Source organism: Legionella sp. W05-934-2, assembly GCF_964199965.1.
Classification (GTDB): domain Bacteria; phylum Pseudomonadota; class Gammaproteobacteria; order Legionellales; family Legionellaceae; genus JAFIFT01.
The window spans coordinates 387,452-408,674 of the sequence record NZ_CAXMZT010000001.1 but is presented as its reverse complement, the minus strand read 5'-3'; the positions used below and the strand labels follow the sequence as shown (position 1 = coordinate 408,674).

Here is a 21,223-nt window from a genome sequence, read left to right as displayed (position 1 = left end):
AATCTACTTTTATTCTGTTGAATCATGCGTTAAGATTTTAGAAAACCAGATTAAGAGTATGTTTTAATGTATAAAATTTTTCGCATACTGTTCCTATTTACGCTTTTTAGCGTTGCCATTGAGGCGGTTGGTAATCAACAATTTTATCACAGCTTTTTGCAACCAATGTTTCATGGACAACGGCTGAATTATTGTATGTTAGGCAATGGGGGATGTGGTGATACCGTTGCTCAGAAATATTGTCATTTGATGGGCTACAAAAAGGCAAATAAATATATTAAAGCAAATAATGTTGGATTGACTAATTATATTAATTCTCACTGGCATTGCAAAGGATGGCGTTGTGACGGATTTGATCTCATTCTATGTTCAGATGATATCAGTCACCCACCTGCAAAATCTTACCACTATCGATTTAAACGTTATGCTTTTCCACGCCATGAAAATTATCGTGTGGCTTGGTGCTATAAAGCGCATTCTGGGTGCGGATATCGTGCGGCCAATGCCTTTTGTCAACACAAGGGGTACATGCAGGTAAAACATTACGAAAAGGAAACTCAGGTTGCTGCGACGAAGGCGATCGGTGATAAGGGGTTATGTTTTGGCAAACAATGTAATAGTTTTCGTTCAATTCAGTGCCAGCGCTAATTAACATTGAATTTAACACATAGTTATTTGATAAATATGGTCTGTTGTTTATCATATTGATCATTGATTTGACATAAGCTGCTTTCGGAGCCAAAATTAAAATAGTCAATATCGTGGTTAATTGACGTAGAATCTTAAGGATGAGCAATGACGACAACCTGTCATTATTTGATAATTGATGATGATACAGCTCGCGGTGAACGTATAGGTACTTTACTCGATTTTGTTGGGGTATCCTGGCAAATGAGTGATACTAAAAACTGGATAAACACACCTTACTTAACGAAGGCGGCAATTTTTATTAGCTGTTTGCCAACCGAAAGCGAAACAGCAACTTTTCTCGACCAAGTGCATGCAAAAGCACCGGATGGCCATATTATTCTATTAATGGATGAAAAAAATCGTTTTACGCCATCCCACTCTGCGGTATTTTCAAAATTATGTTTTCCATTTACTTATGCTCAATTACTGGAAATACTGCATAAATGTCAGGTAGCCCAGCGAGAACACTCCGATGAATCGCGAGCGCATCTACTTCAATCGCAAAAATATAACTTAGTTGGGCAAAGCGATAAAATGAATGAGATACGCACGTTAATTAATCAAGTGGGTATTACCGATGCGTCAGTATTAATTCTTGGTGAATCAGGGACAGGAAAGGAAGTCGCAGCAAGAAACATTCACTTAACGTCGTCAAGAAGAACCAAGCCCTTTGTACCAATTAATTGTGGGGCAATACCAGGTGAGCTTTTAGAATCGGAATTATTTGGTCATGAAAAAGGTGCGTTTACCGGTGCTATTTCAACTCGCCAAGGACGCTTTGAGTTAGCAAGCGGTGGAACCTTATTTTTAGATGAAATTGGAGACATGCCCCTTGCAATGCAGGTGAAATTATTACGAGTTTTGCAAGAAAGGACATTTGAGCGAGTTGGAAGCAATAAACCGATTGAAGTCAATGTACGAATTATTGCTGCCACCCACCAAAATTTAGAACAAGCGATTAAAGAGGGTAATTTTCGCGAAGATCTATACTATCGTTTAAACGTTTTTCCAATTGAAATGCCAGCTTTACGCGACCGGAAGGAAGATATCCCTTTATTATTGAATGAGTTAGTATCTCGTGTTGAGCGTGAAGGTCGCCCAGGCGTGCATTTTCTGCCGGGTGCTATCGATTCATTGACTAAATATCGCTGGCCAGGAAACGTGCGTGAGTTAGCCAATATGGTCGAAAGACTCACCATATTATACCCAAACGGCATCATTGATCGTGAAGAGTTACCGGCGCGAATCCATCGGACGATTTCAGAAACCAGTCAACAATCGCAGGAGCAAGATGAGCGCACTGCCTTATTGAAAGAGTTGGCACCCGAGACAGACCTTTCTGAAGGCATTGATTTAAAAGAACATTTAATTCAAACAGAGTTAAAGTTAATTAAACAAGCATTAAATGAAACGGACTGGGTCGTCGCGCATGCTGCAACCGCACTAAATATGCGACGCACCACCTTAGTTGAAAAAATGCGAAAATATGGCTTATCGCGCAAAGAAAATGTATAGGGATGAATATTTTGGTGCTTAAGTAGCCCTTGGCGCTGCGCATTTCTAAGCATTAAAAGCAGACAGCTAATTCGTGAACGTTTGCGTTATCGTCTGCGTTACCGAATTAATCCCTGTATACCACAACAAATTATGTTTAAAAATCCAAATTTACGAAGCAATGAACCCGTATTAAAGCTTCAATTAATACGGGGATTTTTTTACGATCTTGTCGATAGTTAGGAAGGCTAGACCCGTTATTAAGACTCACTTTCTTCGGTATCTTTTTTCGGCGGTGCTTTTTTAGCAGGTTTTTTATCTGCTTTAGCCTCTTTTTCTTCACCTTTGCTTTCAGCAGTATCGTCGTCACCAGGGTGGTTTTTCTGATAGTCTGTTACTATTTCTTTAACGCTGTCTTTAATATCTGTGAACAATTTCCCAACATATTTTCCGAACTCCTCAAGACTAGGAATTTTTGATTTTTTATCAGACACGGTTGTTATCTCCCTGTTTATATTCTATTTTCATTATAGACGATATAAAAAAAACGGTATATATGACATTTAGTATCCGAGAAAGAAAATGGCGTTCATTATTGTCCTATAATGTCTATCGGGTATTTAGCCTTTTCCTGATGGTAGGCTTATGGCTCAGTAACCACAAAGCGTATGGGAATTTTCCTTTATTATGGATAACCATTTTCTATAGCCTATTTTCAGGACTAGCGTTTGTCGCTTGGCATTTTAAACAGCCTAGATTCCCAACTCAAGTGTTGATCTCAGGTGTTATTGATATTGTCATTTTGTCATTATATGTGACTTTTCTCAATCAATTAGAATCAGGTCTTGGTGTATTAATCAACGTCAATGTTGCGATATTAAGTCTGTTAGTGCCGGGAAGATTAGCCATTTTTTTTGCAGCAACGGCTAGCTCAATCTTATTAATCATTTCCGGCATTGAATACCTTTATCGAGTTGTGCCTGACACAGGCATTTTCTTCTACTCCGGTGTACATGGGGTAGGGTTGTTTGCTACAGCAATTGTCGCATGGTTTTTAGCTAAACGACTACAATCAACAGAGCTGTTAGCCCGTCAGCGTGGAAGCCAATTAGCGGATATGCAAAAGATCAATCAATACATCGTTGAAAAACTAAAAGCGGGCGTTTTATATGTCAATCAAGACGGAACAATCGAAGTGATTAATACGTCAGCAAGAGAAATATTCAATTATCATGTACAAAAGAAACCGTTATATTTACATGAACTTTCTCCTCAACTTGCTGTTAACTTTTCTCATTATCTTGATGAATTCAAAGATAAAAAAAATCCCTATACGGTTATTTTGAAAAGCCAATCCTTGCGAGTCCAATACATTCCAACGACCGAAAGCAATACACCAAGCTATCTCATCATATTGGAAGATATCCATTTTATTACTCAGCAAGCACAACAATTAAAACTTGCTTCATTAGGACGATTTACTGCCAGTGTAGCGCATGAATTACGAAACCCATTAGGCGCTATATCCCATGCTGTGCAACTCATGGGAAACAATGGTTTAAACACGGAAGATATGCGCCTGCAACGTCTAATTGAAAAGCATTGTAATCGCATGAATGAGGTTATTAAAAATGTGCTTCAGTTATCAAGAAGAGAAAAAGCAAAGCCTGTTCAATTCGATATTTTTGAGTTTTTAGAAGATTTTGTCGACGATTATCGCCTATATCAACAATGTCAATTTATAATCAATCAACCAACTTCATCTTCTACGCATATTTATTTCGATCGAAGTCAACTCGAGCAAATATTAATTGTGCTGTGTGACAATGCCGTTAGACATAATCGTGATGTGACTGATTCAATCACGATTACATTCCAAGTAGAAGAAGGAGATGACAATATTTCCTTAAAGGTCATTGATAATGGAAAAGGGGTACAAGAGGCTCATCAAAGCCAATTATTTGAACCTTTTTTTAGTACGGACAGAACAGGACATGGCATGGGATTATATATTGCTAGAGAATTAGCGGAGATCAATGATGCCCAGTTGCGCTATGATAGTAGTATCAGTAATGGGTGTTGCTTTAGAATCGATTTTCGAAATAAGGATATTGGATATTATGAGTAAATCAGTATGTGTGATTGATGACGAACCCGATATTTGTGAATTATTAACCATTACATTGCATAGAATGGGCTTAAAAGCGGAAAGCTATCATACCTTTAAAACAGGATTAGATGCTATTTTAGCCAACGACTATTCCCTCATCTTAACGGATATGCGATTACCCGATGGGGATGGTATCGATTTAGTGAGAAAGATTCAAAAGCACAAACCCCATATACCCGTTGCTGTTATAACAGCGTATGGCAATGTGGAGGGTGCTGTTAATTCTTTGAAGGCAGGGGCATTTGATTATGTGTCTAAGCCCGTTAATCTGCCAATGTTAAAAGATCTCGTGACCACGGCTATTTCGATAAAAGAAAGCCAATTGAGTAGCGTCGATGAAAAACTCATTGGTAATAGTGTGGTCATGCTTGAATTGAAAAAGCAAATTGATAAAGTGGCTAGGAGTCAGGCGCCTGTGTTCATCAAAGGTGAGTCAGGTGTTGGTAAAGAGCTCGTTGCCAAGTTAATCCATTCACGAGGACCTCGACAAGAAAAGCCATTTATCCCGGTAAACTGTGGTGCAATTCCTGCCGAGTTGATGGAGTCAGAGTTTTTTGGCCATGTCAAAGGTAGCTTTACTGGGGCAATTGAAAATAAAATAGGCTTATTTGAAGCCGCGCATGGTGGCACACTCTTTCTTGATGAAATCGCTGAACTGCCCATTGCGATGCAAGTGAAATTATTACGGGCAATCCAGGAAAAAGCGATTAAGCCTGTTGGAAGCAACCAAGAGAAAAATGTCGATGTTCGCATATTAAGTGCCAGTCATAAAGATTTGATGCAAGCCATCCAACAAGGGAGCTTTCGTCAGGATTTATATTATCGAATCAATGTGATCACACTGTTTGTTCCCCCATTAAGAGAGCGTCAGGAAGATATACCATTATTAGCGAAATCGATTCTTGCCAAATTATGCAAGGGCGAACAACGTCCAATGGTTACTTTAGATGGCGATTGTGTTAATTCGTTAAAGAAATACCGCTACCCAGGTAATGTTCGTGAGTTAGAAAATATTTTAGAGCGAGCAATCGCCCTTTGTGAAAATAACACGATAACGCGAGATGATTTAGATTTGCCCGTTTTAGCCAATCGAGAAGAGGAACCTCTAGACCTTGACGGAACCCTTGATGAAGCGCTGAATGAAAGGGAGCGACATATGATCATCGAAGCATTAGAGAAAACCAAATGGAATCGAACGGCTGCGGCAAAATTGTTAGGATTAAGTTTGCGCACTTTACGTTATCGGATTCAGAAACTAGGAATTGAGTAATTTATGATTGCAAGTGCTCTATAATGTCTCAATCAGAACTTTGCCATATTTTTTTCTTTGCAACTTATTAATATATCAATAGAAATTCAAACATACTTCGTTTTCACGTTGAAAAACGCAGAACCGACGACTACGCTTTTATATAGGGAGTATATCAACTCAAAATCGGGCTGAATTAGGAGACGAGGATGAAAAGTGCAATGTTGTTTGCTGGTATTGGTCTAAGTGCTTTATTATTAGCCGCGTGTGAAAATCAAGCCGAAGAAAAGGTTGACCAAAAGGCTGAGCAATCTTTGGAGTATCAGGATAAATCCATGGGAACAGATAAACAACAAATGAATCAATCCCCCGGTGCTGAGAAGAGCAATGAGTCAAAAAGTAATGACGCCAAAAGCCCTGAAACACCACAGTCTGATGCTAAAATGATGGAAGTAAAACCTGCTCCATCAAGTGATAATGTGTCTAATTGATCAACTTAGATGACAACCTCAAAGTGAGAGATTCATACTTTCATTTTGAGGTTTTTATCATTTTAGTGCTAACAGCCCCCCATAGTTTCTATATTACAAAATTTTTTGATTCGGTCATTTAGTAAGCATTTCAGGCACTTGGTACCACACATCAGGATATAATTTCATTTCAAAAATCCCTCTCCCGCCCTTTGGGCACCCTAACCCCGTTTCCGGGGCGAGGGGAACAATGTGGAAAGTTATAGAGAAGTCCGGGCATATTACCAACGTTAAATGCGTGTTGCTAACAGGATATTTATTAATATTTAGCTTCTTACAATGACATACAGGCCACAATATGGACACAAAATTAAAAATATTGTCTATACTTTAGTTGAAATGCCTTGTCGTGTAAGTGCAAAAATATTTAATTAGAAAAAGTGATGTAACTGTGCTTTTTTAATTTGGACGTTGAGACTTTCAGTAAATCATGCTGTGTGCTGAAAACATGCATAACTGGAAAGTGGTAGAGGGATTTATGAGCAGATCACAAGTATCCTATCAAGTTGTTGCAAAAGCGGCAGAGCGAATAAAGAAAACAGGCCGTCCACCATCCTTAACAGATGTGAGTAAAGCCTTGGGATTATTGGAAGAACCGCCGGAACTTTCTAGCTTGTTGGAGGAGTGGTACCATAATCAGCCTGAGTTTAGGCGCTCAGCTAACCAACCATTAACCGATAATATTCATATTGACTCCACCTTTATCGTTGAAAAAAACATTGAATTAGAAAAGTCATTATCACTTGTTCGTGCTACGTTAGAATCAACCGCGGATGGGATCATGATGGTGAATGGTAAAGGACAAGTGGTTGATTGGAACCAGAAGTTTATTGATATGTGGCGGATCCCATCCCATATGATGGAAGTTGGTACGGAACGGATTAGTTTTGATTATATTTTGTCTCAATTACAAGATCCATCCTCACTCATATCCGACGTTCAATATTTGTATGAAAATCCTGAATGGCAAGGGGAATTACCCGAACTTCATTTTAAAGATGGCCGTGTTTTTGAACGATATACTCAACCTCAACGTATTGGTCATCAGATTGTTGGACGGGTATATAGTTTTAGAGATGTGACCGACAAACGACGCTCAGAAGACTTCCTACGCATTCGAGAAAGGGCGATTGAAGCCAGTTCACATGGTGTGGCGATTATAGATGTTGAATCGGAACCGAACGCTATCATTTATGTCAATAAAGCGTTTCAACGTATCACGGGTTATCGTGAGAAAGAAGCGCTTGGTAAGAGTTTAAAAAACTTACAAGGTTTTAGTCCCACAGATGCTAATTACAAGCGAATGAGCTTGGCGATTCGTGAACATAGAGAAGAGTTTCTAGAAATCGAGTGTCGACACAAAAATGGCAGTAAATATTGGTCTGAAATCAGCTTGTCGCCCGTTAATGAAGCGTCAGATAAAAGAATAAAGCATTTTGTGTGTATTTTAAATGACATCACCGATCGTCGCGAGCTGGAACTACAGTTATTACAGCAAGCAACCCATGACTCACTGACTGAATTGCCCAATCGGGTGCTACTGATTGATAGGGTTGAACAAGCCATTCTTCAAGCAAAAAAACAAAAGTCCATCTTGGCTTTTATGTTTGTTGATTTAGATAAATTCAAAATGACAAATGATACGCTAGGCCATGGTGTTGGAGATAAGTTAATACAACTAATCGCTAATCGGTTATTAATTGCCACTGATGAGTTTGATACGGTTGCTAGGCTAGGTGGGGACGAATTTTTTATCTTACTTAGCAGTGTCAGTACGGAAGAGGAAGCGAAAGAGAAAGCCAATGAGATTTTAAAAAATATTCAAAACCCTGTCCAAATTGACCAACACACTATTACCATCACCGCAAGCATTGGCATATGCTTCTATCCAAAAGATGGTGGGGATTTTGAAACGCTCATGAAAAATGCCGATTTATCCATGTATCATGCGAAGGATAGTGGTCGAAACATGTATAAAGTTTTTGAACCAGACATGAATAATCGTCTAATTAATGTTATGCAACTCGACAATGCCTTACGAGATGCTTTAAAAAATAATGAATTTACATTGGTCTATCAACCGCTCATCGATATTATTAATCACCGAATTATGGGTGTGGAAGCGTTGATTAGATGGCATAGTAAGATTTTAGGGCCAGTTTCTCCCATGGATTTTATTGGTGTTGCTGAAGAAAATGGATTAATTATTGATATTGGTCGATGGGTGCTTGAAACGGCTTGTATGCAATTAAAAGAATGGCATAAACTGGGTTTGAAAGATTTGATCATGGCGGTGAATATCTCTGAGCGACAATTTAAACAAAACAACTTGGTTAATATCGTGGATGAGGCACTGGAAAAAGCAAAGCTTGATTCAAGGTTTTTGGAATTAGAGTTAACTGAGAGTCTATTAATTGAAAATATCAACAGCATCGTCACCATTATGGGCGCTTTAAAAGACCGCGGTGTTGGTTTGTCGATTGATGATTTTGGCACAGGGTACTCAAGTTTATCTTATTTGAAGCGATTGCCAGTGGATAAGTTAAAAATCGACCGGAGTTTTATTAATGACATGGTTTCCGATAAAAATGATGCCGCAATAGCCAAAGCGGTTGTCAATTTAGGTCATAGTCTAAGTTTGACGGTGTTAGCTGAAGGGATTGAAACCAAAACACAATTAGACTTAATTCGAGAGTATTCCTGTGACTATGCGCAAGGATATTACTTCAGTAAACCATTACCCTCGAATGAGTTGATTGACTACATGATGAGTTTTAAAATAATAAAGGATGAGTAAGGAGGATCCATGCAATCTGTGACAATCATCGGTGGAGGCCTAGCGGGTTGTCTGATGTCCCTGTATTTAGCGCAAAGAGGATATGATGTCATTATTTTTGAATCCCGAGGCGATTTGCGACTAACTCCTCATGATTATGGTCGTTCAATCAATATGGCGTTATCTTGCCGTGGGATTACAGCGTTAAACTCGCTTAATTTATTAACAGAAATTAAGCCAATTATGGTGCCAATGCGTGCCCGAGCCATCTATGAACAAGACGGATCAATGACCTATCAACCCTTTGGCAGGACTGCCGATGAATATATCAATTCAATCAAACGAACGGATTTAAACCGGATGTTGCTTGATTGTATTGATGCAAACCAACACATTACTGTGTATTTTGATCATACGTTATCATCCATTGATTTTGATAAAAAATTGTGTCTTTTGAATCATCATAACCATGTCATAGAACACCACTACGACCATTTGATTGGTGCAGATGGCGCGCCTTCGATTGTCCGTGAGAGCTTAACACAGGCAGGAATTGCAAAAGCAACGCGAGAATTTTTACAGCATGGCTATAAAGAATTAACCATCGCAGGACCCGGTGATAAACGTTTTGTACGAGAACACTTACATATTTGGCCACAGGATCAATTTATGCTGTTGGGCAACCCAAATCCTGATCACTCCATTACCGGCAGCTTGTTTCTTGCTGTTGAGGGTAAGCAAAGTTTTGCTACCATTCAAACAGAATCACAAATCCACCAGTTCTTCCGTCAAAATTTCAAGACGATCTATCCGCATATGCCATCATTAGTGGATGAATTTCAAAGCCATCCTGTAGGTTATTTGAGCACTATCAAATGCGCCCCTTGGTTCTACCAAGATCAGTGTTTATTAATTGGTGATGCGGCCCATGGCATTGTGCCTTTTTTTGGACAGGGTATGAATGCTGCGTTTGAAGATTGTCGAATTTTGAATGATTTATTACATCAACATAACGACAATTGGTCAAAAGTACTACCTGCATTTTATAAGCAACGTAAAGAAAATACCGATGCGGTAGCTGCCATGTCCATGGATAATTATGATGAGATACGTCATGATGTATTAGATGACCAATTTGTGTTGCGCAAAGCATTAGAGCATGAGCTAATGAGGCGCTATCCGGAACATTATTTATCCAGGCATGTCATGGTAATGTTTACGAACTTGCCATATAAAGTTGCCCATGAGCAAGCAAAAAAACAACTCGATTTAATCGAGAGGCTGTGCGTTGGTAAGTTTTCAATCGAAGAAGTTGATTGGCAAAAAGTTGATAATTTAATTAAAGAAAATGTCCTTAATACCTATCAGCTTATCGATGCATATCAAACCAGTCATCGACAAGAGAAGCACTATAATTACAAATCTTCATGAGAGCGCTATCATGCTTAAAACCAATCCAGATGAACTCATCGACTACGCAGGTGATTTCAGTCGATTGCATTACCAGATTCCCATAGGTGTGTATCAGCCCAACTTGATTGGCGATTTAGTTAAGATTATTGATGATGCTAATCATTTTCATCATCCTCTCACAATTCGTTGTCAGGGTTTAAGCCAAGGGGGGCAATCAATCGCTCCCAATAACGGCTATGTCCTATCAATGTTGAATTTTAATCAGCTGGATGAAATCAGCGATAATCAAATTTGGGTGAGTGCTGCAAATACCTGGGAGCAAGTTTTAGCGAAAACGCTTCCTCTTCGCTTAGCACCGATGGCTCTACCTTATAATTGTCAGTTATCCGTTAGTGGCGTTCTTTCGGCCGGTGGTATGGGCGCGGGCGCTTTTAAATATGGCCCCATGATTGCTAACGTTTCAAACTTGGAAATAGTGGATGGACGAGGCATGCACGCTATCATTGATCGCCATGATGATCGATTTCATGCAATCCTTGGTGGCCAAGGTAATTTTGGTATCCTTGTTCGAGCCGGTATTCCTTTACGACCGGTCAAATCAAAGGTCAAAACTTGGTTTCTATTATATTATGAATTCAGTGACTTTTTAGCAGCAATCACCCTTGCTAGAGAGCATTTTGATTACATTGAGTCCTTTTGTAGTGCTTCGTCACAAGGTGCCATTGTTTACGACGGACAAAAGAAACCGCTTACTCATTGGCTATATGGTCTGCATGTTTCGCTTGAATATGAGGGTAATGAGCCAGACGATGAGGTGGTGTCAGTATTGAGTCCTTGCAAACGATTGCACCAACAATCAGAAACGATTGATCAATACTTTTTACGTCACAATCATCGTTTTGATGCCATGCAAAAGCAGGGATTATGGTCAATGATGCATCCTTGGTATGAATGCTATATTGATCAACACACGCTCACTGAAGTACTGCCAAATATATTAGCTAAGATTCCCACAGTAATCGCACCTTTAATCCATATTATTCCCATTAAGTTGATTCACTCCGGAATGCTAATGTTTCCCGAAAAAGGCCCCTTGTTTTCGTTTATGATTCTCAATCCGGGTCTGCCGCATTCTTATAAATCGGTTGCCATTGACACAATGAACTGGCTCAATGATATTTTTTTACCATTGGGCGGAAAGCGGTATCTGTCGGGATACCAGGGGGATTTTCTTGAGCCCAAGTGGTGGCAAACCCATTTTGGTGATAAGTTATCCACTTGGATAGCCAATAAACAAAAATATGATCCGAATCATATCTTCACTTCAAAACTATTTGAAAATATGCCCATTCGTTAATTTAGGCATAACTAACAGACTTTAACCACCTATAAATCGATAGCCCACATTAGCCGCAGGCGTAATGCGGGATTGTCTATGACAGTGAGTTGGAACTCACACAAAAACAACTGTCATAAAAATGACCAATATGATTAATTATACAATAATAAAATTAAAAATATAAAAAAATCAATTAGTTGATGGTCAAAAAATAGTCACATATGTTATCCGAAACGTCAAATAAATGACGAATATATGATCAGACTAATCAATAAGCGAGCAAATTACGGAAAATAGCAAGGTATTTTTGGTTAAAGTTGGCACGATATGTGCATTAATTTATACGAACGGTTTTTTTATGTTGGAGAATACCATGAAAAGTATACAAGTTTATATCGATTCAAAACAACAAGAATTTATGAATCATCCATTTTTTAAAGAGTTGGAGAAATTAGATAGCATTGAAGAAATTAGTTACTTTGTGCCAGAGTTAACATTTTGGGCGATGACGTTTCAAGATATTTTGCGTATCAATGAAGAAAAGGTCACCGATCCTTATCTGAAAAAGATTGCTCGCCATCACCGTTTAGAAGATGCTGGGCATGACAAATGGTTCTTGCATGATAAAGCATATCTCGGTAACAAACTAAATAATCAGTGCAAGAATGATGACGTTGCCTGGTTGTATAGCAACGAAACGCAACTAACTCGTGATGCTGCTTATGCCATTATGTCAGAAATCTACAAGTCAGAAGATGAGCGAATCAATATCGCATTGTTGTTAACCCTTGAGTCATCAGGCCATGTTTTCTTTGAAAAAGTGGTTAATCAAGTTAAAAAAACGGGCGAAAATGATAATTTGAAATACTTTTCAAGTACTCATTTAGACGTTGAATTAGCTCATGCAATTTTTGAGGAAGAAATGGAAGCAAAAATGTTCGCCATGAAGGTCCCTGTCGATGTACGTCGACAAGCCTTACAAATGGTAGATCGCTGCTATATTGCCTTCAATAAAATGTTTGATGGTTTATTAACAGCATTAACTCATCGACTCAATGTTGCGCAACAACAAGCAGCCGCAAATCATCCTTATGATGATAAAGTGGAGGTTAAACAAGAGGCTGTTTAATCACGACAACAAATCGATAAAAAAATGCCCCACAAGGGGCATTTTTTTTGATATGATATATGCCAACCTTTTGAAAAAGATTGGTATGAAACATTACTTGCCAAATTGGCTCACACTAACACGAATAACATGGCTTCTTGTGGTATTTTTTTTATTGCTATCAATCTGGCACTTGACGTCTTATGTGCAATACGGTAGAAATCCTAGCCTGGAAACAACATCAGTCAACCCAAATTTGGGTGCTGGTCATTCTATAAATCGAGAACGAATCGTCGCTAGCCCTTATTTTGGTCAATATTTACCGGAAGATGCCAAAGACATTCAGCAAGCCGATCTGGACTTTGTACTAGTAGGGGTGTTGTATTCAGAAAATGTTAAGGATTCTCAAGTGATTGTTCGACAAAGTAATCAAGAAGAAAAATTTTATCATATGAATGATTCGTTACCCGGTGGAGCGGTTGTGAAGAAAATTACAGAAAATTCCGTGATAATTTTGTATGATGGTAAATTACAACAGCTTTCATTACCAAAAGACTCACTGGCTTTTGAACCAAAACCCAAATCATTATTGATTAAGGAGTGAACGTGAAGCGCACATTCATAACGCTGATGACCGTCGTAGCTTTATCGTTACCTTTGTCGGCATGTTTATCGTCCCTTAATCTCGCTGAGGGTATTGCTAGTTTCAAAAAGCAAAATTATCGACAAGCATTCATTCGTTTATTGCCTGAGGCAAACAAGGGTAACCCTGAAGCTCAGTATGCTATCGGTTATATGTATTATTATGGCCAAGGAGTTACTGAGGATCGTGAACAGGCTTTAAAATGGATTCGCTTAGCGGCGCTTGCTAACCAACCTGATGCTATCGTTGCGTTAAATGCCATTAAGAAACAGCCCAAAATAGTTAAGCATTTTGATTAACCTCTACTAGCTTTAACAGACTGATCGATTTTCACATAATCGCATCAATGACCAACCCCATGATGTAGGCAAAATAAATGATTAGCAAAAACATGCCTTGCCAACGGGATAGGTGTTTTTGGTTAAACCAATTCATCGATAGCAAAACCATGGTGATAACAAACATCACGGGGATGTCTCGCCAAAGAACGGTATTGGAGAGATGTGCTGGCCTGATGATGCCAGGGAAAGACATCACTGCTACGAGATTAAAGATGTTAGAGCCTAATATATTTGCAATAGCAATATCATCATGTCCTTTATAACTGGCTATCAATGATGTTGCGAGTTCAGGTATGCTTGTGCCGATTGCGATAATGGTTAATCCAATCACCAATGGGCTAACGCCAAGTATATGAGCAAGGTTTGCTGCGCTGATGACTAGATAATGTGCGGAGATAGCTAGTAAGACTAACCCAATGATAAATGATAGGAAATAAAACCATTGGCGGTGGGTTTTAACAAGCGCTTGATGTTGTTTTTGCACCATTCGTGAGTGAATGGATGAATTTCTTTCCCGATAGACGATAAACACTAACGTGGCGATAAAGGCAATAATAAGCAACGAACCATCAATCACGCCGAGATAGCCATCAATTATCAATAAGTACGTGAACAACATAATGATAAAAAGCAGTGGGTATTCCCGACGAATGATGCCATGTTTTAAAGTTATTGGCTTGAGCAACGCGCTTAAGCCAAGAATCAGCCCGATGTTAGCTATGTTTGAACCAATAGCATTACCCACCGCCATTTCGGTATACCCCTGGCTAGCTGCTGAGATAGCAAACATAATTTCTGGCGCAGACGTCCCTAATGCAACCAGCGTGATGCCTACCATAAAAGGTGACCAATTAAAATGTGCAGCGATACCTGTTGCGCCGTAGATTAGCCGTTCAGCCGAAGCGATTAGCACAATAATACTAATTATCAGTATCGATAAGTTAATTAACATTTGGACGCCTTGTCTTGCAATTAGATTCTGGCTTTATCATACGAAAAATAACATTGAGGCACAATGAAAAGAAATTCATATCATGCTTTCTAGAGTAAATCGAGAAACAGTTGAATTTCATAAATGAATATCTATCCTCATGGTTTTTCGTCGCGGTATTAGTGAAAATCCTCAGAGGTAAAGGCATTCATCCAGGCAGTTGATGTGGACATCCTCTCATTAAATTTTCCGGAATGGTAAATACCTTGGCTCCCAAAACATCGTATTTATCTTTTCTTTCAAATTTTCGGGATGCTCTTGGGCATAACCAGAGTCGATAGCTACTTGAGCTACGGCAAGGGCAATGTCTTTGGCAACTTGTTTTGCATCGTTGAGAGAAGGTAACAGCGGTAAAAAACTATCCTTTTTACTTGGCGCAAATTCAGAAAGAGCCTGGGATGCAGCCCAAATCATTCCTTTGGTTAAACGAGATGCTTGCACAGCAAGAACACCCAGTCCAATCCCTGGAAAAACCAAGGCATTATTGCATTGTGCGATTTCTACAAGCCTATTTTGATACTCCACTGCGGGGAAAGAAGTTCCTGTCGCGATAAGCGCTTTACCATGGCTATATTTAAGGATGTCTGCTGGTGTTGCCTCACACTTTTCATCAGGGTTTGATAATGGGAAAATGATGGGACGATCACAATGTTGAGTCATTGTTTCAACGATGTGTTGTGAAAAAGCACCTGGTTGTGCTGAGCATCCAATTAAAATTGTCGGCTTGATATGTCGAACAGTATCAGTCAGAGAAGGATAGGAATGGGGGGCTTTGTGCCATTTTGAAATTTCTTTTTGTTTGCGAGCATAAGGTCGCTGGGCCCCAGTCAAGTCGGTATCGCTATCGGTGAGTAATCCTTGTTTGTCGATTAACCAAAAGTGGTCGAGGGCTTGCTTTTGCGTTAAACCAAGTCGAATCATGGCATCGACAATTTGATCGCTAATGCCAGTTCCCGCTGAGCCAGCGCCAAACACGACAATACGTTGTTCAGTCAAGGGTCTATTAGTTACGTCACACGCTGCTAGTAAAGCTGCCAATGTCACAGCGCCTGTTCCTTGGATGTCATCATTAAAGGTGCATAGTTGATCTTGAAATTGGTCAAGAATTTTTCGGGCATTGCCTCTTCCAAAATCTTCCCAATGTAAAAACGCCTTTGGAAAATGGCGTTGTATACTGGTAACAAAGTCTTTAATAAACGAATCATAGGCCTGAGAACCGATGCGATTATGACGGCATCCTAAGTACATTGGATCATTTAATAATTCTTGGTTGTTAGTCCCAACATCTAAAAAAATTGGTAACGTTCGGCAGGGGTCAATGCCACCACAAAGGCTATAAACCATGAGCTTAGCAACAGGAATGTCCATGCCACCAATGCCTTGGTCACCGATTCCTAACACCCCTTCACCATCGGTAACCACCACTAAATCAATCTCAGGATTAGAGCGATTATCAATAATATCATCGATGTGATTTTTATCAGAGTGCGCAATATACAACCCTCTTGGTTGGCGATATTCATGGCTAAACCGTTTAACAGCAGTTCCAACAATGGGTGTGTATATGGTTGGCAGCATCTCACCGAGATGGCGAGAAAGCAATTCATAGAATAAAACTTGATTTTTATCGTGTAAATTATTTAAGTAGATGTTCTGTTGAAGACGTGTTTTGTAGCTGGAGTATTGAAAATAGGCTCTTTTAACTTGTTCTTCGAGCGTTTCAACCCGGTTAGGAAGTTTTCCTAAGAGACCAAACTCCTTTCGTTCATCATGGGTAAATGCGGTGCCCTTGTTTAATTGAGGCGTGGTTAATAAAGGCTTTCCCGAAAGGGACGTTTCAAGGACATGTTCGCCAGTTTCTGGATTTTGCACAACTTTAAAGTCAAGCATGGGATAAACTCTGTCGTTTAGATTGAGATATTATATATCTTCTATATAACTTCTGTCATTCTTCCTTGAGCCCAGACAAGAGGTGAAGGTGCTAAAAGAGCGGATGAGGGGTTAATGATTCGAAGTTACAATTTGGATATGTCGCTTATTGTGCTTGAAATGCTAACGAGTAACAAGTGCTAGAGCATAAAAAAATTTGCTTGCAAAATGGTCGCAAGAGAGCATTAACAATGATAATATGGATATTTTTGGTAAACGGTAAGTAGTATGAAATATTGGCTATTAGGCTTCGTGGTTTGCTTGTTAGTAGGATGTAATAAAATAGACAGCCATTATTATTGGCGAAATCCATCTAAACTCAAACAGGCGATGTCCTCCTGCCCGAATAAGCAACCCGCAGGCGTTACATGCGATGAGTTAACGGTAATTGCGAATAAATTTAGTTATCTTGCAGCGGCACTAAAGCAAAATCCGCAGTTATTTGGTTTGCATATTATTGCAATGCAGCAGAATATTTCTGAACAGGAAAAGCAATTAACCAAGAAACACGATGATAAATTAGCGATGGATTTGAAACAAGACAAACAAACGCTAGCGGAATATTTAGCTGTGGTGAGTTATTATGAATCACCTATAGGAGTGAGAGATGAAGATTCTGGTCAGTAACGATGATGGTGTTAATGCCCCTGGTATCCATGCGCTTGCCAAAGAGTTGTCTACTCATGCTGACGTGGTGGTTATGGCACCAGACAGAAACTGCAGCGGTGCGAGTAGTTCGCTATCGCTTCATCAGCCATTAAGGGCACGTCAGCTAGAAAACGGCTATTATTGTGTGGAAGGCACCCCTTCCGATTGTGTCCATCTGGCTTTAACTGGCTTTATTAAACCAAATGCGGATATGGTAGTTTCTGGCATTAATGAGGGGGCTAATCTCGGTGATGATACCCTTTATTCAGGAACGGTAGCAGCCGCGATGGAAGGCCGTTACCTGGGGCTGCCAGCCATTGCTGTTTCAATGGTTGGCCGTGACATTAAACACTATGACACCGCTGCGAAAATTACGGCAAACATGGTGTTAAGGCTAAAGAATCATCGTTTACCATCGCAGACAATTTTGAATATCAATGTACCTGACATGCCAATAAAAGATATCAAGGGTATTCAGGTAACTCGTTTAGGAACGAGGCATAATTCTGCACCGATCATTGAAGATAACGATCCACGTGGGCGACCAATATATTGGATTGGTCCTCCTGGTAGTGAGGCAGACGCAGGTCCCGGAACGGATTTTTATGCGGTGAGTCAGGGCTATGTTTCCGTGACACCATTGCATTTGGACCTAACCAACTATAGCTTGTTTGATCAATTGGGATCTTGGTTGGAGAATATCAATTGGTAAGCTATTTATCCTTTTCAAATCTCTACGACAAAATGATTCAATGGTCGCAGTCCCCTAAAGCAGAGCCATTGCTTTGTATTATATCCTTTGCAGAATCCTCATTTTTCCCTATTCCGCCTGATGTCATGTTAATTAGTATGGGTCTTGCTAACCCCAATAAATCATGGCGATATGCCTTTTTAACATTACTATTTTCGTTGTTAGGTGGCTTATTTGGTTATATCCTCGGCTATTATGCGATGCACTGGATAGAACCATTTTTAATGACAACGCAATATTACGCTGTGTATCAAAATACGTCTCAATGGTTTACTCACTATGGAATATGGGTTGTTTTTGTCGCCGGGTTTTCACCTATCCCTTATAAAGTATTTACCTTGGCGGCGGGTGCTATGGCCATGCCTTTAATCCCATTTTTGGTTGCCTCATTCTTTGGACGGGGACTTCGATTTTATCTGGTTGCGGCATTGATTTATTTTTATGGGAGTAAAATTGATCGTCAAATTCGACAATATATCGATTATATTGGTTGGCTTGTGGTAATTTTACTTGTTATCGGGTATTTTATTTATAAATATTATTAAGTCACTAGCAGACCATGAAGGGCATAGTTCGCGCGATATTATTGCTGGGAGGGTGTGTTCTGCTATGGAGCTGTAGCGAGCAGCCAATGCCAGCGCCTGTTGAAGAGCTGAGGTGGATACCATTCGACAAAAACGCGCCATATCATGTTGTCCGCCAAAAAGATACATTATTCTCCATTGCGTTTAGATATGAAAAAGACTATCACCACGTTGCAAGAATTAATCATATCCAACCACCTTATGATATCAAGCCAGGACAAAGAATACGTTTAACAGAACCTTATCCATTGAAAAAAGCCATATACACGCGTATTGCTTCACAATATAAAAGACCTTTGCCAACAACCAGGCCTGTTAAAAGAACAAAGCAACCCGCCGCCTACCAACAAACCAATGTTGTTTGGCAGTGGCCTTTAAAAGGGAAATTGAGGCAATCTTTTTCGCTTGCCTCTGGTCAAAAGGGCATCGATATTATTGCGAACAAGACACAAGCTGTCAGAGCGGCATCGAGTGGTATGGTGGCCTATTCAGGAGATGGTATTCCCGGGTATGGGCATTTGATCATTGTTAAGCATAATCGACAGTACTTAACGGCCTATGGTCATAATTCGAAAAATCTTGTAAAAGAAGGTCAGAAAGTTACAAAAGGACAAGTTATCGCTTATACTGGTCTAATAAGCTCAAACATGCGTGGCGTGCATTTTGAACTGAGAAAAAATGGAAAGCCAGTTAATCCTTTGAATTATTTAACAAATGGTTGACAATCCATAGGTAAATCGTGCAAAAATATATATGACTGAAAAACTCTTGGCATGGTAGGTTAGGAAACATGGTAAAAAAGAAACAAGCATCAAAAGATAATCTGTCAAAAAAAGACGACGACGATGTTTTAGATCTTGATGACGAGTTAGACATGTCTTCCGACGCCGATGACGATATTGATTTAGAGAGCGATACCCAGGAACCAGAGGAAGTGGAAGCGGAAGCGGATTTCGACAATAAATCCATGTTTCCTTCCTATCAAAAAGGTCGTCAAGCCAGTAAAATAATGGACGCGACTCAAATCTATTTGGGCGAAATCGGGTTTTCTCCGTTATTATCAGCCGATGAAGAGGTCCACTATGCTCGCCTAGCGTTAAAAGGGGATGCTTCTGCTAGAAAACGTATGATTGAGTCCAACTTACGATTAGTGGTCAAAATAGCGCGACGATATTTGAATCGTGGTCTTCCATTACTGGATTTAATTGAAGAAGGTAATTTAGGATTAATGAAGTCAGTTGAAAAATTTGATCCCGAAAGAGGATATCGTTTTTCAACCTACGCAACGTGGTGGATTCGCCAAACGATTGAGCGTGCCATCATGAATCAAACACGTACTATACGATTGCCTATCCATGTTGTGAAAGAGTTAAATGTATATTTACGAGCAGCTCGCGCTCTTACACAAAAATTGGATCATGAACCAACGGCTGAAGAAATTGCTGATATGGTTGATAAGCCTCTCGAAGATGTCGAAAAAATGTTGGGCTTAAACGAAAAAGTTGCCTCTGTTGATACGCCAGTTGGCTACGATGAAAACAAATCACTTCTGGATACCATTGCTGACGAAAATAGCATTAACCCGGCGGAAATGCTGACGGACGAAAATCTCAAAGCGCATATGGAAAAATTATTGGATGATCTCCCTGAAAATCAGCAACAAGTCATTGCACGACGCTTTGGCCTTCGCGGTTTCGAAAAATCCACCCTTGAAGATGTGGGTAAAGAAATCGATCTGACCCGTGAACGAGTTAGGCAGATTCAGGTAGAAGCGCTTAAGACTTTGCGGCAGTTATTAGAAGATTTAGGGTTGAATCAAGAAGATCTATTTTAATTAGCAAGTGTCACCAAACTTGGATGATTCTGATCGCAACGAAAATCGAAAAACCAGTATCCGAGAAAAATGTTTATGCCTCGACCTTGGAATTTTTTGTAAGTCCTTTTTTTCTGCTTAACAGGATGATCCATCGTTCTCAACAAATGTAGCGGATACATGCATAAAGAGTTACCAATATGGTAGATTTGTGATTATAGGTATAGACCCTAATATCACCGTCTTTGGGCTCTCTTCATTAAGACTGTCTCATGGTCTGTCATGACTTCAATTCTTGGACTATGCACATTATTCAGTGTTAGAAAATACCGGTTTGCTTGAGTATGAGTAAGGTGAAGTGGTGGAGTGATAGTTTAACAAGAGAACCTCTCGCTATTATTGGGAAAATAACGAGAGGTCTACTCATTATTCTTCTGTAAGGCGGAAATAGCGTGTGCCAAAATAGCGTTGCAATTTTTTGCGAATTGTACCACGACTGATACCAAGCATTTTGGCTGCTTGAAGTTGGTTGCCGCGTTTCTTTTCCATAACTGCTTGTAATAATGGGGGCTCAACTTCAGAAAGAATCATATCATATAAGTCGGTAACAGGCTTTCCTTTGTTTTCGGATAAGAAATTATTGACTAGGGAATAAACCATATCTTGCAAGCCTTGTTCTTGCGTGGATGTGGTTTGATTATGGGTGTCAATTACATTCATCTTAACTTCCTTATTTTGGTTAAATCATTAAATC

Annotated in this window: 20 protein-coding genes; 16 read left to right on the top strand and 4 right to left on the bottom strand. The window is 39.6% G+C overall.

The genetic code is table 11. From position 1 onward, the window contains the following. Positions 1-66: 66 nt before the first annotated feature. A complete protein-coding gene (locus AB3348_RS01935) occupies positions 67-648 on the top strand; it encodes a hypothetical protein (protein WP_367605849.1) in 582 nt (193 codons plus the stop codon). 147 nt (positions 649-795) lie between these two features. Then, positions 796-2,205 (top strand): sigma-54 dependent transcriptional regulator, encoded by a 1,410-nt coding sequence (locus AB3348_RS01930; RefSeq protein ID WP_367605848.1) that lies wholly within the window; start codon positions 796-798, stop codon positions 2,203-2,205. Positions 2,206-2,444: 239 nt separating this feature from the next. Here AB3348_RS01930 and AB3348_RS01925 read toward each other — a convergent pair whose 3' ends face one another. Further along, a complete protein-coding gene (locus AB3348_RS01925) occupies positions 2,445-2,678 on the bottom strand; it encodes a hypothetical protein (protein WP_367605847.1) in 234 nt (77 codons plus the stop codon). A gap of 62 nt (positions 2,679-2,740) precedes the next feature. Between AB3348_RS01925 and AB3348_RS01920 the strand changes: the two genes are divergently transcribed. The 9 genes from AB3348_RS01920 (at position 2,741) to AB3348_RS01880 (ending at position 13,711) form a co-directional block, all read left to right on the top strand. Further along, positions 2,741-4,312: a PAS domain-containing sensor histidine kinase gene (locus tag AB3348_RS01920; RefSeq protein WP_367605846.1), complete on the top strand. Its 1,572-nt coding sequence runs from the start codon at positions 2,741-2,743 to the stop codon at positions 4,310-4,312. After that, positions 4,305-5,624, top strand: coding sequence for a sigma-54-dependent transcriptional regulator (locus tag AB3348_RS01915; RefSeq protein ID WP_367605845.1), 1,320 nt, complete (start codon positions 4,305-4,307; stop codon positions 5,622-5,624). Before AB3348_RS01920 ends, AB3348_RS01915 begins: the two co-directional genes overlap by 8 nt. Before the next feature lie 188 nt (positions 5,625-5,812). Then, the gene (locus AB3348_RS01910) at positions 5,813-6,094 is read left to right on the top strand and encodes a hypothetical protein (RefSeq protein ID WP_367605844.1); all 282 of its coding nucleotides are present in this window, start codon (positions 5,813-5,815) and stop codon (positions 6,092-6,094) included. Between the two features lie 517 nt (positions 6,095-6,611). After that, a complete protein-coding gene (locus AB3348_RS01905; protein WP_367605843.1) occupies positions 6,612-8,930 on the top strand; it encodes an EAL domain-containing protein in 2,319 nt (772 codons plus the stop codon). A gap of 9 nt (positions 8,931-8,939) precedes the next feature. Further along, positions 8,940-10,340: an FAD-dependent oxidoreductase gene (locus tag AB3348_RS01900; protein WP_367605842.1), complete on the top strand. Its 1,401-nt coding sequence runs from the start codon at positions 8,940-8,942 to the stop codon at positions 10,338-10,340. 10 nt (positions 10,341-10,350) lie between these two features. Beyond that, complete coding sequence (locus AB3348_RS01895; RefSeq protein ID WP_367605841.1) at positions 10,351-11,679, top strand: FAD-binding protein; 1,329 nt, start codon at positions 10,351-10,353, stop codon at positions 11,677-11,679. Positions 11,680-12,034: 355 nt separating this feature from the next. After that, complete coding sequence (locus tag AB3348_RS01890) at positions 12,035-12,790, top strand: hypothetical protein (RefSeq protein WP_367605840.1); 756 nt, start codon at positions 12,035-12,037, stop codon at positions 12,788-12,790. 85 nt (positions 12,791-12,875) lie between these two features. Continuing rightward, positions 12,876-13,373: a type II secretion system protein N gene (locus AB3348_RS01885; protein WP_367605839.1), complete on the top strand. Its 498-nt coding sequence runs from the start codon at positions 12,876-12,878 to the stop codon at positions 13,371-13,373. Positions 13,374-13,375: 2 nt separating this feature from the next. Further along, positions 13,376-13,711, top strand: coding sequence for a tetratricopeptide repeat protein (locus tag AB3348_RS01880; RefSeq protein WP_367605838.1), 336 nt, complete (start codon positions 13,376-13,378; stop codon positions 13,709-13,711). Between the two features lie 31 nt (positions 13,712-13,742). Here AB3348_RS01880 and AB3348_RS01875 read toward each other — a convergent pair whose 3' ends face one another. Then, positions 13,743-14,705 carry a calcium/sodium antiporter gene (locus tag AB3348_RS01875; RefSeq protein WP_367605837.1) on the bottom strand — a complete coding sequence of 321 codons (963 nt, stop codon included), beginning with the start codon at positions 14,703-14,705 and terminating at the stop codon, positions 13,743-13,745. A 219-nt stretch (positions 14,706-14,924) separates the two neighbouring features. Next, a complete protein-coding gene (locus tag AB3348_RS01870) occupies positions 14,925-16,634 on the bottom strand; it encodes an NAD-dependent malic enzyme (protein WP_367605836.1) in 1,710 nt (569 codons plus the stop codon). A 267-nt stretch (positions 16,635-16,901) separates the two neighbouring features. On the opposite strand from AB3348_RS01870, the gene AB3348_RS01865 reads away from it, so the two are divergent. The 5 genes from AB3348_RS01865 (at position 16,902) to rpoS (ending at position 20,490) form a co-directional block, all read left to right on the top strand. Continuing rightward, on the top strand, positions 16,902-17,300 hold the full coding sequence (locus AB3348_RS01865) for a hypothetical protein (protein ID WP_367605835.1): 399 nt from the start codon (positions 16,902-16,904) through the stop codon (positions 17,298-17,300). Further along, positions 17,281-18,033, top strand: coding sequence for a 5'/3'-nucleotidase SurE (gene surE, locus AB3348_RS01860; protein ID WP_367605834.1), 753 nt, complete (start codon positions 17,281-17,283; stop codon positions 18,031-18,033). Before AB3348_RS01865 ends, surE begins: the two co-directional genes overlap by 20 nt. Continuing rightward, on the top strand, positions 18,027-18,617 hold the full coding sequence (locus AB3348_RS01855) for a YqaA family protein (protein ID WP_367605833.1): 591 nt from the start codon (positions 18,027-18,029) through the stop codon (positions 18,615-18,617). Before surE ends, AB3348_RS01855 begins: the two co-directional genes overlap by 7 nt. Positions 18,618-18,631: 14 nt before the next feature. Then, a complete protein-coding gene (locus AB3348_RS01850; protein ID WP_367605832.1) occupies positions 18,632-19,378 on the top strand; it encodes a peptidoglycan DD-metalloendopeptidase family protein in 747 nt (248 codons plus the stop codon). 68 nt (positions 19,379-19,446) lie between these two features. Next, positions 19,447-20,490 (top strand): RNA polymerase sigma factor RpoS, encoded by a 1,044-nt coding sequence (gene rpoS, locus AB3348_RS01845; protein WP_367605831.1) that lies wholly within the window; start codon positions 19,447-19,449, stop codon positions 20,488-20,490. 405 nt (positions 20,491-20,895) lie between these two features. Here rpoS and AB3348_RS01840 read toward each other — a convergent pair whose 3' ends face one another. Next, positions 20,896-21,189, bottom strand: coding sequence for a helix-turn-helix domain-containing protein (locus AB3348_RS01840; RefSeq protein WP_367605830.1), 294 nt, complete (start codon positions 21,187-21,189; stop codon positions 20,896-20,898). Positions 21,190-21,223 lie beyond the last annotated feature (34 nt).

Excerpts from the sequence above, each read along its gene's own strand:
- AB3348_RS01935 (WP_367605849.1), top strand. The coding sequence starts at position 67 with ATGTATAAAATTTTTCGCATACTGTTCCTATTTACGCTTTTTAGCGTT.
- AB3348_RS01930 (WP_367605848.1), top strand. The coding sequence starts at position 796 with ATGACGACAACCTGTCATTATTTGATAATTGATGATGATACAGCTCGC.
- AB3348_RS01920 (WP_367605846.1), top strand. The coding sequence starts at position 2,741 with ATGACATTTAGTATCCGAGAAAGAAAATGGCGTTCATTATTGTCCTAT.
- AB3348_RS01915 (WP_367605845.1), top strand. The coding sequence starts at position 4,305 with ATGAGTAAATCAGTATGTGTGATTGATGACGAACCCGATATTTGTGAA.
- AB3348_RS01910 (WP_367605844.1), top strand. The coding sequence starts at position 5,813 with ATGAAAAGTGCAATGTTGTTTGCTGGTATTGGTCTAAGTGCTTTATTA.
- AB3348_RS01905 (WP_367605843.1), top strand. The coding sequence starts at position 6,612 with ATGAGCAGATCACAAGTATCCTATCAAGTTGTTGCAAAAGCGGCAGAG.
- AB3348_RS01900 (WP_367605842.1), top strand. The coding sequence starts at position 8,940 with ATGCAATCTGTGACAATCATCGGTGGAGGCCTAGCGGGTTGTCTGATG.
- AB3348_RS01895 (WP_367605841.1), top strand. The coding sequence starts at position 10,351 with ATGCTTAAAACCAATCCAGATGAACTCATCGACTACGCAGGTGATTTC.
- AB3348_RS01890 (WP_367605840.1), top strand. The coding sequence starts at position 12,035 with ATGAAAAGTATACAAGTTTATATCGATTCAAAACAACAAGAATTTATG.
- AB3348_RS01885 (WP_367605839.1), top strand. The coding sequence starts at position 12,876 with ATGAAACATTACTTGCCAAATTGGCTCACACTAACACGAATAACATGG.
- AB3348_RS01875 (WP_367605837.1), bottom strand. The coding sequence starts at position 14,705 with ATGTTAATTAACTTATCGATACTGATAATTAGTATTATTGTGCTAATC.
- AB3348_RS01870 (WP_367605836.1), bottom strand. The coding sequence starts at position 16,634 with ATGCTTGACTTTAAAGTTGTGCAAAATCCAGAAACTGGCGAACATGTC.
- AB3348_RS01865 (WP_367605835.1), top strand. The coding sequence starts at position 16,902 with ATGAAATATTGGCTATTAGGCTTCGTGGTTTGCTTGTTAGTAGGATGT.
- surE (WP_367605834.1), top strand. The coding sequence starts at position 17,281 with ATGAAGATTCTGGTCAGTAACGATGATGGTGTTAATGCCCCTGGTATC.
- AB3348_RS01850 (WP_367605832.1), top strand. The coding sequence starts at position 18,632 with ATGAAGGGCATAGTTCGCGCGATATTATTGCTGGGAGGGTGTGTTCTG.
- rpoS (WP_367605831.1), top strand. The coding sequence starts at position 19,447 with ATGGTAAAAAAGAAACAAGCATCAAAAGATAATCTGTCAAAAAAAGAC.
- AB3348_RS01840 (WP_367605830.1), bottom strand. The coding sequence starts at position 21,189 with ATGAATGTAATTGACACCCATAATCAAACCACATCCACGCAAGAACAA.